Source organism: Kocuria salsicia (assembly GCF_007681555.1).
Classification (GTDB): domain Bacteria; phylum Actinomycetota; class Actinomycetes; order Actinomycetales; family Micrococcaceae; genus Kocuria; species Kocuria salsicia.
In genome coordinates this window covers 81,716-97,181 of the sequence record NZ_VELE01000008.1, presented here as the reverse complement: position 1 = coordinate 97,181, position 15,466 = coordinate 81,716, and the positions used below count along the sequence as shown (strand labels likewise).

Below are 15,466 nucleotides of genomic sequence, written 5' to 3'. Positions count from 1 at the left end.
GCCGGACGGCGTCGTCGTCGTCGGATCAGTGCAGGATGGGCAGCTGCATCGGGTAGCGGTAGACCTCACCGCGGCTGGCCTTCACGGCCGCCATGATGTGACACACGAGCAGCATGATCCAGTACGCGGCGATCAGCACGATGCCCACCGGGATCAGGATGAACGTGAGGATGCAGATCCAGCCCACCACGTTGAGGAGCCAGAGCGTCACGTTGAAGTTGAACGCCCCGGCGGAGGCCGCACGCAGGAACGGGCTCTTGTCCTTGTAGATGAACCACACGATCAGCGGCCCCAGAAAACCGAGCCATCCCACGGACACGATCGCCGCGATGGGCCCCGAGAGGTGGGTCAGGATGGCGACGGTCTTCTCGTCGTCCTGCGGACCCGATGAACCCGTGCGGGGATCCCCCTGGTACTGCGCCGAGCGGGGATCCGGGCGCCCGGACCCATACCCGCCGTCGGAACGGTAGTCGGGGCGCGGTTGCTGCGGTTCGTAGCTCATCTTCTTCTCCCTGGGATCTTCCGCCCCGTCGTGACGTGCCCCGGGGCGGGGTTCGGTGCGTGCCTCCAGCCTAGGCGTGCGCGCCCTTGTGGGCAGGGGGGTTATCCGCACTCTTGCGGTGGTGCCGCTCCCCGGAAGCAGCGTGCGCGTCCTCCTCTGCGCTGTGCTTGCCCGGGCCGTCGCCGCCGCGCAGTCCGGCGAAACGGTCGTACAGCCACCCCCCGAGCAGACCCACCACGAGCGCGACCACCAGCATCACGAACAGGCCCACCAGGCCGGAGGTCAGACCCGCCTGGGGATCGGCGTCGAAGTACAGGGACGCGCGGATCGAGGTGAAGATGTGGTGCAGCGGCTCGACGGGGGCGATGCCGCGGAAGAATTCCGGGACCGCCTGCAGCGGCACCACGGCGCCGGCCGAGGGCAGACCCATGAACACCAGGTAGATCAGGCACAGCAGCATGCCCACGCTGCCGCCCACCGAGATCAGCGCCAGCACGATGGCCGAGACCACAGACATCGCCAGCCACCCGAGCAGGAACACCAGGAAACCGTTCGGAACCGGCATGCCGACCCCGGACGCCACCGTCATCATCAGCGCGGAGGTCGGGGCTGCGGCGACCACGAACGTCAGCCACTTCATGAGGAAGCCCACGGGGCGAGGCAGCACGGCGCGGGGGTAGTCCTTGAAGAAGGGGCCCATCTCGAACGGGGACATGCCCATGCGGCCGTCCATCAGCAGGTTCAGTGCCACGGAGCCGGAGAAGCCGACGACGAGAAGGAGGATCGAGTAGTAGAACGCACCCATACCCAGGGCCGTACCCTCCTCGAGGTCGTGGTAGGGCTCGGAGACCATCTGCACGGGATCCGCGAGGGTGTCCTTCGCCACCGAGCTGACCGTGGGGGAGAGTTCCTTGGCGATCTGCTCCACGGAAGCCTGCTGGGCCTGCTGGACCTGCTGAGCGAACTGCTGCACGGCGGGACCACCCTGCGCGGCGGAGCGCGAGAGCTGCTGCTGCTGGGCCTGCTGGCTCTCCTGCAGCTGCTGCAGCACCTTGTTGTAGGCCTGCTGCTCGGCGGGTTCGATGGAGGCGGTGAGCTGCTCTCCCACCTTCTTGCTGGCCTGCTGCACCCCGGGCTCGACGGCGCTCGTCGCCAGGCGGGTGCCCAGCGAACCCGCCTGCGGGTCCGTGTAGACGGTGACCTGAGGACGGGCGGCGTTGCCGTTGGTCAGCGAGCCCTCGACCAGTCCCACGGTGTCCTCGGAGAAGCTGTCCGGAATGACGACGGCGGCGTAGAGCTCGCCGCGGCCCAGCTGCTCCTGAGCTTCGTCCCAGGTGAGCTGGCGCAGGTCGATCTTGTCGTCCTCGGCCGCCTTGTCCGCGAACTCGCTGACGAGGTCGGTGCCGAGGTTCTGCTCCTTGGTCTTGCCGTCCGCCTGCGCGACCTCTGCCCCCTTGTCCTGGTTGATGACCGCGATCGGGAAGTCCTTGAAGTGCTTCTCGGGGTTCGACAGACCACCCAGGTACAGGGCGGTGCCGACAACCCCCACCGCGAGGATCGCGAGCATGGGGAGCAGCCAGAAGAGGGGTTGAGCGAAGGGCTTGCCGAGCCGGGCCCGGAAGCTGTTGGCGGGTGTGTGCTTGGGTGACACAGTTTCTCCTGTAAGCGAGGAATGCACGAGTGCATAGAGTTCTGGAGACACGATACACTCATGTATCCAGTAGTCACGACGAGGCGATGGAACCGTGAGCAATCAGACAGAAGCAGAATACGTGGCCGGTGCCGAACCCGGGAGGGGCACCCCGCCGCCCGGAGAGGCGTCCTCCCCCGACAGGCGCTCCCGCTCCGCAACCCGCCTGAAACTGATCCGCTCTGCCCCCGCGGTCTTCGCGGAGCAGGGGATCGACGGCGCCTCGATCAGCGACCTGTGCGCCGCTGCCGGTTTCACCCGGGGCGCCTTCTACTCGAACTTCGAGACCAAGCACGAACTCGCCGTCCTCGCGTTCGACGACCTCGCCACTCAGCTGATCGAGACGCTCGACTCCGAACTGGATCAGTGGCTGGACTCCGGTCTGGAGGTGGGTGAGGTGGTCACGCGCATCATCGAGGGCGTCACGGACTCGGTGGCCAACGTGCAGCAGCAGGCCCTGCGCATGGAGCTGTTCCTCGCGGCGTTCCGCTCCCCCGAAGCCCGCGCGGCGGTCGCACCCGTCCGGGAGCGTATCTACGCGGCCATCGAGAACGCGCTGGGCCGCGTAGCGCGCAGCCAGCACCTCACCCTCATGGTCCCGGCCGCCGAGATGGCCCGGATCCTGGTCACCAGCTACTCGGGGCAGCTCACGGACCAGATGGCCATGGGCGCCACCGGGCGCGGGGCGCAGCGGGTGATCCCCACCATCTGGCTCGCCTTCACGCGCCCGGCCTGAGCCCGAACGCCCGGGGTCATACCACGGACGGCAGGACGAAGAGCATGGTCAGGGACCAGATCAGGTGCGCGACGACGCACGGCAGGAGTGAGCGCGTTCGCTCGCGCAGCCAGCCCACGAGCGCGCCGAGCGCGGCAGCGGCGAGAGCGAGCAGCAGGATGCCCGCGAGCGAGGTCACGAGGGTGTAGGCCACGGTGGTCACGAGGATCCGCCGACCGCGGGGCAGCACCCGCCACAGGGCGCCGCGGTAGTAGGTCTCCTCCGCCACCCCGTTCACGGTGGTCGTCAGCGCCGTCACCACCAGACTCCCCACGCGGGCGTGGTCGAGCAGCTCGTGCACCGACCCTGCCAGCGTCGGCAGGAAACGGACCATGAACCCGCCCGCCACGAAGAGGACGGCAAGGCCGAGCCCGCCGAGCACGGCGTAGCACAGGCCGCGGGGCGTCACCGCCCAGGGAAGGCGCTCACCGGTCATGCGCACCGCTGTGGAGCTGCCGATGATGTATACCGCGGCGAGTATGAACGTGGCGGGGTAGAACCACTGGTCCCCCGCGGGAATACGCAGGGACCACGCGAGGCATGCGGCGGCCACGACACCGGTGGCCACCACCACCCACACGGTGCGCAGGCGGGTGGCGGCGGTGGTGTCCCCGACTTACGTGCTGAGCTTCGTGTACATCGGGATCTACTGGAACAACCATCACCACATTTTCCAGGCCACCGAAAACATCAACGACGCGGTGCTCTGGGCGAACTTCCACCCGTTGTTCTGACTGTCCCTGCTGCCGTTCAGTACCGGGTGGATGGACGACAGCAGCTTGGCGCGCACTCCCGTAGTGGTCTACGGGATCACTCTGCTGGGCGCGGCGCTCGCGTACGTCGTCGTGCCGGCCGCCATCATCCGGGCCCAGGGGCCGGACTCGACCCTGAAACGGGTGCTGGGCAAGGATCGGAAGGGGAGGATCTCCCTGGTCCTCCATTTCGCCGGGGTGGCCTGCGCACTGCTGGGAGAGGATCACGGCGGGATCCTGATCGACGTGGGTGTCGCGTTCTACGTGATCGTGGCGGTCCTCTGGTTGATCCCCGACCGGCGGATCGAACACGACCTGAACGCCTCGGCTCACGGGAGGTAGGGGCCGTGATCCGGCCGCGGGTCCGGCGCCGCAGGCACCCCTTCATGGTTAACAGCGCGGCCCGAACCGACCGCATGCACCCCTCGACCACCGCCAGGAATCACACAGGTTCCCACCCTTGACCCCAACCCGGGGCGGGAGCATCATGTACACACCCGCAGCACGGAGTGCGCAGCTCGGTTCCGAGGCGCGCCCGTGCACCCGGACCGGGAACTCGGGATCGAAGGACAGCAGCGTGTCTGGTACGGCAACCACCTCCGTCGCGGAAGCCACGGAGACAGAGACGCAAACCCCGCACAAACGCGGTGCCCTCACACTGGGCGCGTTGGGAGTGGTGTTCGGTGACATCGGCACGAGTCCCCTGTACTCCGTCAAGACCGTGTTCACGGTGGACGGCGGGGTGGTCCAGGCCAATCCCGTGGATGTCTACGGTGTGACTTCGTGCTTCTTCTGGGTGCTCGCCCTGATCGTGACCCTCAAGTACGTCATGGTGGTCATGCAGGCGGACAACGACGGCGAGGGCGGTGTGCTCTCCCTGGCTGCACTGACCCGCAAGGGAGTCCCCACCCGGGCCAAGCGGTGGGGCCTCATCATGATGCTGGGAGTGATCGGTGCAGCCCTGTTCTTCGGGGACAGTGTGATCACCCCGGCGGTGTCCGTGATGTCCGCGGTGGAGGGTCTGGAACTGGTGCATCCCGGCCTGGCAGCGTACGTGGTGCCGCTGGGCGCGGTGATCATCACCACATTGTTCTTAACCCAGCACAAGGGCACGGACCTGGTGGGCAAGGCGTTCGGCCCGGTCATGGTCGTGTGGTTCGTGATGATCGCGGTATTGGGCGCGATCCAGGTGGTGCGGGATCCCCACATCCTCAAGGCGGTGTCCCCCACATACGCCGTGGCGTTCATCGTGGAACACCCCGGGATCGCGTTCGTGGCCGGCGGCGCGGTGGTCCTGTGCGTGACCGGTGCGGAAGCGCTCTACGCGGATATGGGCCACTTCGGCCGCAAACCCATCAACCAGGCGTGGTTCTTCCTGGTCTTCCCGAGCCTGCTGCTCAACTACATGGGTCAGGGCTCGCTCATCCTGGGCCACCCCGAGACGGTGAACGACTCCTTCTACCTGCTGGCCCCGGGGTGGGCGCGCCTGCCCCTGGTCATACTGGCCACCATGGCCACCGTGATCGCCTCCCAGTCCGTGATCTCCGGGGCGTTCTCCGCCGCACGGCAGGCCGAGCGGCTGGGCTACCTCCCCCACATGACCGTGCGTCACACGGGTCAGCACGAGGAAGGGCAGATCTACATCCCCAGCGTGAACTGGGCCCTGTTCATCGGGGTCCTCGTCCTGCTGGTGGTCTTCCGCAGCTCCGAGCGGCTTGCGATCGCCTACGGGTTGGCCGTGACGGGTACGTTCTTGCTGACCACCACGCTGTTCCTGGTCTATGCACACACCAAACTGCGCTGGCCCCTGTGGCGGCTGATCGCGCTCGGCACGGTGCTCTACGTGGTCGAGGGGCTGTTCTTCGCCGCCAACACCGTGAAGCTCTTCCACGGCGGCTGGCTCCCCCTTGCGATCGCGGGGATCATGGGCGCGAGCATGCTCACGTGGCGCAAGGGCCGCCGGATCGTGATGGCCTACCAGAGTGACGTGGAAGGCCCGCTCACCGACTTCATCCGCCGCGCCCGCAACGGCCACCTCAACGAGGTCCCCGGGACCGCGGTCTACCTGCACCCCAACACGGTCTCCACCCCCCTCGCGCTGAGCGAGAACGCGCGGTTCAACCGGGTCATCCACGAAAAGGTGTTCATCGTGCGCACGGTTCCCGCCAACGTCCCGCACGTGGCACCGCAGGACACGGTCACGGTGGACCGTACGGGCGCGGACTCCGATCACATCACCCAGTTGACCCTGCACTTCGGATTCCTGGACGACCCGGACGTCCCCGCCGGCCTGCGGATCGCCCGCGATCACGGGGTGGACATCGACCCGGACACCGCCCGCTACTTCGTCTCCGAGCTCACCCTCCTGGACGCGGGCCGCTACCGGGGCATGCGCAAACCGTTCAAGCTGCTGTTCATGGCCATGAGCCACAACGCCGCGGTCCCCGCCGACTATTACCGCCTCCCGCGCGAGCGCACGGTGATGATCGGGGCGCAGTTGGAGCTATGAGACGGACGACAACGCTGTAGGCCCGCAGCGTCGTCGTCACGTGGTTGCCGCGCACGCGCCGTCGACCGCGAGAGCCCCACAGCGACGTCGCCCCCGCAAGCTCCGCAGCAGCGGGACGACCGTGGGCGAGCGAACGCGAGACGGACGGACCGGTCACACCACGAACGGCAACACGAACAACATGGTGAGCGACCAGATCAGGTGGGTCACGATCCCGGGGACCAGGGAGCGCGTGCGCTCGCGCAGGTACCCCACGAATGCTCCGAGCGCGGCGGCCGCGAGCGCAAGCAGGGGGATGCCGGCCAGGGAGGTGACCGCGGTGTAGGCGATCGTGGTCACAAGGATCCGGCAGCCCCGCGGGAGCACGCGCCACAGCGCGCCGCGGTAGTAGGTCTCCTCCGCGACGCCGTTGACCGCGGTGGTCAGGGCCACCATGAACAAGCTCCCCACGCGGGCGTGGTTGAGCAGTTCGTGGACGGGCCCGGCCAGGAACGGCACGAACCGCACCATGAAACCGCCCGCGATGAAAAGGGCGGCCAGCAGCAGACCTCCGATCACCGCGTCCCGCAAGCCGTTGGGGGTGACCTTCCAGGGCAGGCGCTCCCCCGTCATCCGCACGGCGATCGAACTGCCCATGATGTATACCCCCGCGAGGATGAAGGTCGCGGGGGTGAACCACGGGTCCCCGGCGGGGATGCGCAGGGACCACGCGAGACCCGCGGCGGCCAGGAGGCCCGTGATGATCACGACCCACACGGTGCGCTTGCGCGTGGCCTGGGTGGCGTCCCCGTAGGGGCTGACCCGGTACTCGCTCACATCATCACTTCCTGCGCCGATTGAGTGCTCGGAGGGTGTTGGTCAGGACGGCGGCGAACGCGGTCCAGCCCGCGTACGGGCTGAGCACAGCGCCCTTCTCGGGGGACACCTTTGCGCTACGGCGCACGAGGTCCGCGCTGCTGAGTGTCAACAGGACAGACTCCACGGAGGACGCGGTGAGCTGCTTGCGGTGGAAGAACAGGATGCTCCACCCGGCGTTGAGCACCAGGTTGGTCGCGAGCGCGGCGATGTAGGCGCGCTTCTTCTTCTCCTCCTTCCTCTCCCCGAGGTCCGCGATGGACAGGGCCCCCACCGCGGCGATGTCCGCGTACAGAACCGTCCATGCCACGGGGAACAGCCAGGCCGGGGGCTGGAACGAGGGCTTGCGCAGCGTCTTGTACCAGCGCGAATTGGGATCGGTCGCCAGGGAACCGACCACCGCCGTGGCCGTCACGGCCCCCGCCGTGGTCAGGAAGACACGGCGCCACCGGCCGAGGTCCTCGTTCTTCACGGCGGTGCGCACGGCATCCGCGAAGGGGGTGTGACCACCCTTCGGGGCGCCTATGTAGTCGTCCAGGTCCCGTTCGTGCAGCACTGTGTCGTGCTGGAGGCTGCCGATCAGCGGCCGCACGAGCTTGGTCTTGACGGGGGTCATGAGCCCGATCCAGCGCGCCGCGAGGTTCGCGGTGGTTACGGGCGCGGTGAGCATGAACCGCCCACCCTTGCCCACGGCCCGGGCGTACTGGTCCAGCATGTCCGCGTACTCGATGGCGTCCGGACCGCCCACGTCGAACGTGCGGTTCACGTCCGACGGCAGGTCCGCCGCCCCCGCGAGGTAGTGCACCACATCCGCCACGGCGATCGGCTGGATCCGGTTGCGCACCCACTTGGGGGCGATCGCACCCGGCAGTCGCTCGGAGAGGTGACGGATCATGATGAAGGACGAGGACTCGTCCCCGATCACCACACCCGTCTGCAGCGCCGCAGTGGGCACCCCGGAGTCCATGAGCGCCTGCCCCACCTCCACGCGCGAACGCAGGTGATCGGACAGTTGCTCGACCGGCTCGTCCGTGGGGTGCAGTCCCCCCAGGTAGACGATCCGCTGCACATGGGCGTCGTGGGCGGCCCGCGCGAACGTCTCCGCCATCTCCACTTCTTCCTGTACGAAGTTCTCGGAGTCGCCCATGGAGTGCAGCAGGTACCACGCAACGTCCACGTCCTTCAGTGCGCGGGCGACGTCGCTCGCGTCCGAGGCGTCCCCCTCCACCACTTCCGCGCGGCCGGGTTCGGCGCTCTGCCCATCGGGGACAACGGCGTCCCCCCAGGGGAGGTCGCGCACCTTCTCCGCGCTGCGGCTGAGCAGGCGCACCCGCCACCCCCGCTGCAACAGTTCCTGGGCCACCTGGCCGCCGATGTATCCCGTGGCTCCCGTGACCAGGGCGAGCCGTGCGATCTCAGTCATGCGAACTCCCAACCGTGAACGATCCGTGGATGACCGCGGCGGCCACCCCATCCATGTCGATCGTATGCTGAGCATCCGACGCCGCGAGAGGGGTGGGCGCGGACCGCGACGAGTCCGGACCGCGCAGCCTGCGGTGGGGTGAGTTCCGGTCACCCGGTCGGTGCAGGCTCGGGCGACTTCAGTCCACCGGCTACGCATTGAGGCACGTTCCGGCCACCGAATGCATTCCGAGGCACGCGGAAGCCACACATCACCCCTGAAAGTGGCTCGGAGATGACTCAGAGTGCGCCGTGTGGCTTCACCGTGCCTCGATGTTCAGCACACGGCCGGAACTCACCACCCCGGACACCCAGTGCCGGGCCCGTCACCCGCGGACGTCCACGTCCTCGAAGATCAGGAACGTCTGGGTGTCGACGACTTCCGGCATGGGTTGGATCCGCTCGAAGATCACGTCCCGCAGCTCCGCGTTGCCGCGAGCCCGCACGAGCAGCATCACGTCGAATGTCCCGCCCACCAGGGCGATGTGCTGGACTTGGGGGATCTCGCGCAGCTTGGCCTCCAGGGTGGCCCACGTGTTCTGCTTCAGTCGCAGGGTCACGTACGCGGACGCCTCAAGCCCCGCCCTGGCCGGGTCGATCACGGCGGTGTAGCGCAGAATCACACCCTGCTCGTGGAGCCGGCGGATCCGCTCGTAGGCGTGCGCGCGGGAGATGTGGACGGTCGCGGCGAGCGCCGTGACGGACTGCCGGGCGTCCCGGGTCAGCTCACCCAGGATCCGTCGGTCCGTCTCGTCCAGCACCGGGCGCCTGGTCTCGGGCATGTGGACTCCTCCTGGCTGTGGGGTCGGGCAGGGACGACGACGCCACGGCGCCCGTTCGTGCCGCCGCGTGCAGGGTTTCGGGACGCCGGATCGCCCCTCCCCCGCCACAGTGCTGTGATGTACCGGACAAAGCAGCATGACGTGGCTCACGTCACCACACATTGTCCACGATTGAGGCTCGACGGAGCAATTTGTCCACAGTTTCCCCCTGCCGTGGAGACGGAGCGCTCCGATTGCCCATACTGGCCGGACGACGTGCCCGGCCCGAACCCGGTACCGCCGCCCCACCAGAGCCCTGCGGTGCCCGGTCCGCCGTGGACACCACCGAGTTCCAGCCAGAGAAGAAAGGGACGCACCATGAGCGAGCCCACCCCCGCCGGCGAACCCGCCGTCCGGGAGAAGTCCCCCGTGAACCCCGCGGTGGAGGCCTCGAAGAACTTCGGGATCACCCCCGAGCAGTACATGCTCCCCGCGAGCAGCGAGATCCGGCTGCTGAACCCCGACGGCAGCGCGGTCCCGGAGTCCGAGCAGGGTCAGGAGCCCGGCCACGAGTACCCCATGCCGGAGGACTCCCGCCTGCTGGACGCCTACGAGAAGCTCGTGGTGGGCCGGCGCATCAACGACCAGAACATGGCGCTCGTACGCCAGGGCCGCATGGCGGTCTACCCGTCCAGCCACGGCCAGGAGGCGTGCCAGGTGGCCGCTGCCCTGTGCCTCGAGGACGACGATTGGCTGTTCCCCACCTACCGCGACTCCGTGGCTGTGATGTCCCGCGGTGTGGATCCACTGGAGGTCATGAGCACCTACCGCGGGGACTGGCACGGCGGTTACGACCCCCGCAAGTACAAGGTCTCCGTCCAGGCCACTCCGCTGACCACACAGCTGCTGCATGCGGTGGGCGTGGCCCACGCCGCCAAGCTGCGCGGTGAAGACACGGTGGCCCTGGCCATGTGCGGTGACGGGGCGACGTCGGAGGGGGACTTCCACGAGGCCCTGAACTTCGCGGCGGTCTTCCAGCTGCCCGTGCTCTTCCTGGTGCAGAACAACGGCTACGCGATCTCCGTACCCCTGTCCTCGCAGACCCGCGCGCCGTCCCTGGCACACAAGGGCGTGGGCTACGGCATGGCGAGCGAGCGCGTGGACGGCAACGACCTCGCCGCGCTGCTCTCCGTGCTGGGACGCGGCATCGAGCTGTGCCGCCAGGGCGGTGGGCCGCTGCTGGTGGAGGCCATGACCTACCGCATGCAGGCGCACACCAACGCGGACGACGACACGCGCTACCGCGAGCGCGACGAGGTCGCCGAGTGGGTGGCCAAGGACCCGATCACCCGCATGCAGCACTACCTCACGGGCCAGGGCGCACTGGACGATGCCGCCTCCGAGCGGATCTCCGAGCACGCCGAGGCGATGGCCAAGCGGCTGCGCGAGGCCATGGCCCACAAACCGGAGCTGGACCCCCAGGACCTGTTCCGTTTCGTCTACCACGAGCCCACGCCGCAGCTGCGTGAGCAGGCTGAGCAGCTCGCGGACGAGCTCTCGCGAGAGGAGGCGTGATGAGCGCTTCGAAGGTCAGTTTCGCCAAGGCCCTGAACACCGCACTCGCGGACGCCATGGAGGCCTCCCGTGAGGTCGTGGTCTTCGGTGAGGACGTGGGGACGCTTGGCGGCGTCTTCCGCATCACCGACGGCCTGACCGCCCGCTTCGGCCGTGAGCGGTGCTTCGACACACCCCTCGCGGAGTCCGGGATCATCGGCACCGCGGTGGGCATGGCCATGAACGGCATGCGCCCGGTCGCGGAGATGCAGTTCGACGCGTTCGCGTACCCCGCGTTCGAGCAGGTGGCCTCCCACGTGGCCAAGATGCACAACCGTACCCGTGGCAGGCTCACCATGCCCCTGGTCATCCGCATCCCCTACGGAGGCGGCGTGGGCGGCGTGGAGCACCACTGCGACTCCTCCGAGTCCTACTACGCGCACACCCCGGGCCTGAAGGTTTTCACCCCCGCCTCCGTGCGGGACGCCTACGTGATGCTGCGCGAGGCCATCGACTCCCCGGATCCCGTGGTGTTCTTCGAGCCCAAGCGGTTGTACTGGTCCACCGCGCAGGTGGACCTGGACGAGCTGCGCGAGCAGTACGAGAACGGGAGCCTGCCGCGGCGCGAGGGCCACGCCGTCGTCGCCCGTGAGGGATCCGACGCGACCCTGATTTCTTACGGCCCGTCCGTGCCGGTGTGCCTGGCCGCGGCCGAGGAGGCCGCGAAGGACGGCATGTCCGTGGAGGTCATCGACCTCGGTTCCGTGGTTCCCTACGACGACGGGACCGTGGCCGCGTCCGTGCGCCGCACCGGGCGGGCCGTGGTGGTGGCCGAGTCCCAGGGCTTCGCATCCGTGGCGTCGGAGATCGCCGCGCGCACCCAGGAGCGCTGCTTCCACTCGCTCGCCGCGCCGGTGCTGCGGGTGACGGGATTCGACATCCCCTACCCCTCGCCGTCCTTCGAGCACCACCACATCCCGAGTTCCGAGCGCATCCTGGATGCCCTGGACGACCTGCAGTGGGAGGACTGACCCGTGAGCATCAATGTGTTCAACCTGCCCGATCTGGGCGAAGGGCTCACCGAGGCGGACATTCTCCGCTGGCTCGTGGCCGAGGGTGACACCGTCACCATGGACCAGCCCATCGTGGAGGTGGAGACCGCCAAGTCCGCCGTGGAGGTGCCCACCCCGTTCGAGGGCGTGGTCCACACGCTGCACGGCGCCGAGGGCGACACCATGCTCGTGGGTCAGCCGCTGATCTCCGTCTCCGACGGCGTGGAGGCCCCCGATTCCTCCGCCGGGACCGGATCCGACGCGGATGCCCCGGGTGCCGAGCACGCCGCGAGCTACCGCGAGGAAGAGCTCGCCGGAACCACACCCTCCGCCGAGGAGGCCGTGGACGAGGCCGAGGAGTCCTCCGGGAACGTGCTGATCGGCTACGGCACCTCCGCAGCGTCCGCATCCCGACGACGCCGCCGCAGGCACGGTGCCGTCGCCGGGACCACCGGCGCCGCTCCCACGGGGGCCGCCGCGCACACCCACGACGCGCTCACCGAGTCCCGCCGGCTCGCGCCGTCCGTGATCTCGCCGCTCGTGCGCAAGCTCGCGCGCGAGCACGGCGTGGACGTCGCCACCGTCCAGGGCAGCGGCCCGGGTGGGCTCATCATGCGCCGGGACGTCCTCGCCGCGATCGAGCAGGTTGAGGACCAGCGGATGCGCGCCGACGCCGCCGGGCCGGCTCCCACGGGTCTGGCTACCCCCGGCCCGGTAGCCCCGGGCCCCGCCGCAACGGGTGCGCCCGTGCTGCCTATGCAGGGTGCTCCGGGCCAGGGTGGCCCCGCGCAGGATGGACCCACCCGCGGTGGGTCGAGCGCGGGAGCCGGTGCCGCGGCGTCATCCCAGGGTGTGGACGCACGCACCGGGCTGCCTCTGGCCGCCCGCGAACCTGTCAAGGGCGTGCGCAAGCACATCGCGGATGCCATGACCCGCTCGCGCACGGAGATCCCCGAGGCCACCGTGTGGGTGGACGTGGACGCCACCGAGCTGCTGAGCCTGCGCGCGGAGCTGAAGGCGAAGGATCCGCAGAACAAGCCGAGCTTGCTAGCGCTGATCGCCCGGTTCACCCTCGCCGGGCTGCGCAAGTACCCGCAGCTGAACACCCGCCTGGACACCGCCGAGGACGGCTCGCGGAGCATCGCGCGCTTCGACGGCGTGAACCTGGGGCTCGCGGTGGAGTCCGAGCGTGGGCTCATGGTTCCCAACCTGCGCAACGCGGACCGGCTCAGCGCCGTGGAGCTCACCACCGCCATGCGCGAAGTGATCGACGTGGCCCGCTGCGGAAAGGCCAGTCCGGCCCAGCTGAGCGGTTCCACGTTCACGCTGAACAACTACGGCGTCTTCGGCACGGACGGGGCCACCCCGATCATCAACCACCCGGAGTCCGCGATCCTTGGCATCGGGCGGATCATCGACAAGCCATGGGTCGTGAACGGTGAACTCGCGGTCCGCAAGGTCACGACCATCACCATCGCGTTCGACCACCGCGTGTGCGACGGCGGCGCGGCTGGCGGCTTCATCCGCTTCGTGGCCGACTGCATCGAGAACCCCGTGGGGGCGCTCACGCAGATTTGACGCCCTTACGGTGTTTGCCGGTGAGAATCACGACGGCGCCCGGGCTTCGGCCCGGGCGCCGTCGGCGTGTACGGGCGGAGAACCATTCCGACCGAGGAATATCCCGTCAGACCGTCGTCTCGCGCTCCAACCACGCGGTGAGGCTCTGCGCCAGGGCGGGCGGCAGGTCCGTGGCGGCCATGGTGTCCTTTGCACGGCGGACGGCGGTGTCCACCATGCGGGCCACCGAGCGGGCCGCACCGGAGCGGTCGAGGAGGTCGCGGGCATGGGCGACGTCGTCGTCCCCCAGCGGCTGCCGCACCGCCCGCTCTCGCAGCGCCTGCCACTCCGCAGCATAGTCACCCGCCTCCACGAGGACCCCCGCAACCGTGCAGCGGTCCGGGGTCAGCACGGGGGACGCCCCCGCGGAGCCCGCTTCACCCGCAGCGTCAGGGGAGCCGGCGGCCGCGCGCAGCTCACCGGTGAGCTGGTGGGCCACACCCAGGGAGCGCCCGATGGTCGCCAGGGCGGTGACGTGCGCGGTGGGGGCCCCACCCAGGACGGCGCCCGCGCGGAGGGGCGCCTCGTAGCAGGGCACCGCGATGGCCAGCCGGATGGCGTCCAGGGCCTTGTCGTGCGGAACGGGCTGGGTGCGCCGGGCCACCTGAGCCACGAGCCGCTCGCCCGCCGCGGCGTGGAACACGGACTCGTCGAGGATTTCGAGCAGACGCAGCATGCGCGTCTCCGGCGCCCGGGAGGTGGCGATGAGCCGGTAGGCGCCCGTGAGCGCGAGGTCACCGGCCGCCGATGTGAGGTCCGCGCGGGAACCGTCACGGTCTGCCCACCCAGCAGGGTCGCTCCCGGCGGCCCCCTCCGCGGCCCCCAGGGCGGAGTTCGTGTGCCCCTGCGCCGCGGCGTCGTCGTCCTGCCACGCGGAGCCCGACGTCGCGCCGTCGGCTGCCTGCGCCGCGCGGGCCATTCCGCGAAGGCCGCCAGCGTCGGCGCGCAGCACGATGGCGGTGTGCAGCAGCTCGAAGGAGGCGGCCACGGCGTTGAGCACGGGGCGGGTGGGGCGCGCGGGGTAGGCCTCCACAGAGGTCATGACCAGCTCCTGCTGCAGCCCCCGGCCCGCATCCGTGATCTGGGCGATGTGCTCCCACACGCGCTCATAGCCGGGGCTCAGCTCGGCGGCCTTGCGGCCCGAGTGCGAGAGGAACCCTCGCAGGGCCGTGGCCGGTGTGAACTCCTGGGACCTGCGCCCGGTGCCGCTGCTGGTGTAGGAGGAGGTGGGAGTCATGCCTCCATTCCAGCACACCAGCCGCCGGGGCGGTGCCCGGATCAGACGGCGGGCATCAGCGCCAGCTGGATCGCGATGAACACCATCACCACGCCCACCAGGGCGTCCACGATGCGCCAGGTGAGCGGGGTGTTCAGCACGTGCGACAGCGCCCGGGCCCCCGCGCCCAGTGCGGTGAACCAGATGACCGAGCCGGCGAACGCGCCCCCGGCGAAGATCCAGCGCTGCTCACCGTGCTGGTTGGCCAGGTTCCCCAGGATCAGCACCGCGTCCAGGTAGGCGTGCGGGTTGAGCCACGTGAACGCCAGGGTGGCGAGGACCACGCGACGCAAGGACCCGGCGTCGTCGCCCGAGACGTCCATCGCCTGGGGCTTGAGAGCCGAGCGGAAGGAGGTGACCGCGAAGACCAGGAGGTAGACCACGCCGGCCCAGCGGAAGATGTTCAGCAGCCAGGGCACGCGGTCGATCAGGAAGCCGATCCCGGCGGTCCCCAGGCCGATCAGGAAGATGTCCGAGACGATGCAGATGCCCACCACCACACCCAGGTGCTCGCGGCGGATCCCCTGGCGCAGTACGAACGCGTTCTGGGCGCCGATCGCCACGATGAGGGCGAGCCCGGTCACCAGTCCGGGAAGGAACGCAGAAGTCACCAGAGCAATGTACAGGTGTGCGTGACGTTGCCGACATTCGACCCCTCACGC

At 69.2% G+C, this 15,466-nt stretch carries 15 protein-coding genes; 7 read left to right on the top strand and 8 right to left on the bottom strand.

Annotation, left to right across the window (positions count from 1 at the left end):
• Window positions 1-25: 25 nt before the first annotated feature.
• Window positions 26-502 (bottom strand): DUF4870 domain-containing protein, encoded by a 477-nt coding sequence (locus FS770_RS10860; RefSeq protein WP_144943233.1) that lies wholly within the window; start codon window positions 500-502, stop codon window positions 26-28.
• A 70-nt stretch (window positions 503-572) separates the two neighbouring features.
• Window positions 573-2,153, bottom strand: a complete 1,581-nt coding sequence (locus FS770_RS10855) for a DUF3533 domain-containing protein (RefSeq protein ID WP_145011766.1) — start codon at window positions 2,151-2,153, stop codon at window positions 573-575.
• A 94-nt stretch (window positions 2,154-2,247) separates the two neighbouring features.
• Here FS770_RS10855 and FS770_RS10850 point away from each other — a divergent pair, with 94 nt between their 5' ends.
• Window positions 2,248-2,928 carry a TetR/AcrR family transcriptional regulator gene (locus FS770_RS10850; RefSeq protein WP_244944885.1) on the top strand — a complete coding sequence of 227 codons (681 nt, stop codon included), beginning with the start codon at window positions 2,248-2,250 and terminating at the stop codon, window positions 2,926-2,928.
• 16 nt (window positions 2,929-2,944) lie between these two features.
• Here FS770_RS10850 and FS770_RS10845 read toward each other — a convergent pair whose 3' ends face one another.
• Window positions 2,945-3,538, bottom strand: coding sequence for a CPBP family intramembrane glutamic endopeptidase (locus FS770_RS10845; protein WP_238693968.1), 594 nt, complete (start codon window positions 3,536-3,538; stop codon window positions 2,945-2,947).
• A gap of 34 nt (window positions 3,539-3,572) precedes the next feature.
• Between FS770_RS10845 and FS770_RS13795 the strand changes: the two genes are divergently transcribed.
• The 3 genes from FS770_RS13795 (at window position 3,573) to FS770_RS10830 (ending at window position 6,228) form a co-directional block, all read left to right on the top strand.
• Window positions 3,573-3,701, top strand: a complete 129-nt coding sequence (locus FS770_RS13795; protein WP_186366759.1) for a TMEM175 family protein — start codon at window positions 3,573-3,575, stop codon at window positions 3,699-3,701.
• 30 nt (window positions 3,702-3,731) lie between these two features.
• Window positions 3,732-4,061 carry a hypothetical protein gene (locus FS770_RS10835; protein WP_144943230.1) on the top strand — a complete coding sequence of 110 codons (330 nt, stop codon included), beginning with the start codon at window positions 3,732-3,734 and terminating at the stop codon, window positions 4,059-4,061.
• Between the two features lie 235 nt (window positions 4,062-4,296).
• Complete coding sequence (locus tag FS770_RS10830) at window positions 4,297-6,228, top strand: potassium transporter Kup (protein ID WP_244944884.1); 1,932 nt, start codon at window positions 4,297-4,299, stop codon at window positions 6,226-6,228.
• Between the two features lie 153 nt (window positions 6,229-6,381).
• On the opposite strand, the gene FS770_RS10825 is transcribed toward FS770_RS10830, so the two are convergent.
• From FS770_RS10825 to FS770_RS10815, 3 genes are all read right to left on the bottom strand, one after another.
• Entirely contained in the window at window positions 6,382-7,044 is a 663-nt protein-coding gene (locus FS770_RS10825) for a CPBP family intramembrane glutamic endopeptidase (protein ID WP_144943228.1), read from the bottom strand.
• Window positions 7,045-7,048: 4 nt separating this feature from the next.
• Window positions 7,049-8,506 (bottom strand): tryptophan-rich sensory protein, encoded by a 1,458-nt coding sequence (locus FS770_RS10820; RefSeq protein ID WP_145011759.1) that lies wholly within the window; start codon window positions 8,504-8,506, stop codon window positions 7,049-7,051.
• A gap of 364 nt (window positions 8,507-8,870) precedes the next feature.
• Window positions 8,871-9,326, bottom strand: coding sequence for an Lrp/AsnC family transcriptional regulator (locus FS770_RS10815; protein WP_144943226.1), 456 nt, complete (start codon window positions 9,324-9,326; stop codon window positions 8,871-8,873).
• 357 nt (window positions 9,327-9,683) lie between these two features.
• Between FS770_RS10815 and FS770_RS10810 the strand changes: the two genes are divergently transcribed.
• Genes FS770_RS10810 through FS770_RS10800 form a run of 3 tightly spaced genes read left to right on the top strand, consistent with a single transcriptional unit; the run spans window position 9,684 to window position 13,489 of the window.
• Window positions 9,684-10,880 (top strand): thiamine pyrophosphate-dependent dehydrogenase E1 component subunit alpha, encoded by a 1,197-nt coding sequence (locus FS770_RS10810; protein ID WP_144943225.1) that lies wholly within the window; start codon window positions 9,684-9,686, stop codon window positions 10,878-10,880.
• Window positions 10,880-11,890: an alpha-ketoacid dehydrogenase subunit beta gene (locus FS770_RS10805; protein ID WP_144943224.1), complete on the top strand. Its 1,011-nt coding sequence runs from the start codon at window positions 10,880-10,882 to the stop codon at window positions 11,888-11,890. Before FS770_RS10810 ends, FS770_RS10805 begins: the two co-directional genes overlap by 1 nt.
• A 3-nt stretch (window positions 11,891-11,893) precedes the next feature.
• Window positions 11,894-13,489 (top strand): dihydrolipoamide acetyltransferase family protein, encoded by a 1,596-nt coding sequence (locus FS770_RS10800; RefSeq protein WP_145011756.1) that lies wholly within the window; start codon window positions 11,894-11,896, stop codon window positions 13,487-13,489.
• A 106-nt stretch (window positions 13,490-13,595) separates the two neighbouring features.
• Here the strand turns inward: FS770_RS10800 and FS770_RS10795 are convergent, their stop codons facing one another.
• A complete protein-coding gene (locus FS770_RS10795) occupies window positions 13,596-14,765 on the bottom strand; it encodes a polyprenyl synthetase family protein (RefSeq protein WP_145011753.1) in 1,170 nt (389 codons plus the stop codon).
• A 41-nt stretch (window positions 14,766-14,806) separates the two neighbouring features.
• The gene (locus FS770_RS10790; RefSeq protein ID WP_094393380.1) at window positions 14,807-15,418 is read right to left on the bottom strand and encodes a LysE/ArgO family amino acid transporter; all 612 of its coding nucleotides are present in this window, start codon (window positions 15,416-15,418) and stop codon (window positions 14,807-14,809) included.
• Window positions 15,419-15,466: the final 48 nt, after the last annotated feature.

What these genes read in the sequence shown, in the direction of transcription:
- FS770_RS10860 (WP_144943233.1), bottom strand. Translation starts at nt 502, where the DNA reads ATGAGCTACGAACCGCAGCAACCGCGCCCCGACTACCGTTCCGACGGC.
- FS770_RS10820 (WP_145011759.1), bottom strand. Translation starts at nt 8,506, where the DNA reads ATGACTGAGATCGCACGGCTCGCCCTGGTCACGGGAGCCACGGGATAC.
- FS770_RS10805 (WP_144943224.1), top strand. Translation starts at nt 10,880, where the DNA reads ATGAGCGCTTCGAAGGTCAGTTTCGCCAAGGCCCTGAACACCGCACTC.
- FS770_RS10835 (WP_144943230.1), top strand. Translation starts at nt 3,732, where the DNA reads ATGGACGACAGCAGCTTGGCGCGCACTCCCGTAGTGGTCTACGGGATC.
- FS770_RS10815 (WP_144943226.1), bottom strand. Translation starts at nt 9,326, where the DNA reads ATGCCCGAGACCAGGCGCCCGGTGCTGGACGAGACGGACCGACGGATC.
- FS770_RS10810 (WP_144943225.1), top strand. Translation starts at nt 9,684, where the DNA reads ATGAGCGAGCCCACCCCCGCCGGCGAACCCGCCGTCCGGGAGAAGTCC.
- FS770_RS10795 (WP_145011753.1), bottom strand. Translation starts at nt 14,765, where the DNA reads ATGACTCCCACCTCCTCCTACACCAGCAGCGGCACCGGGCGCAGGTCC.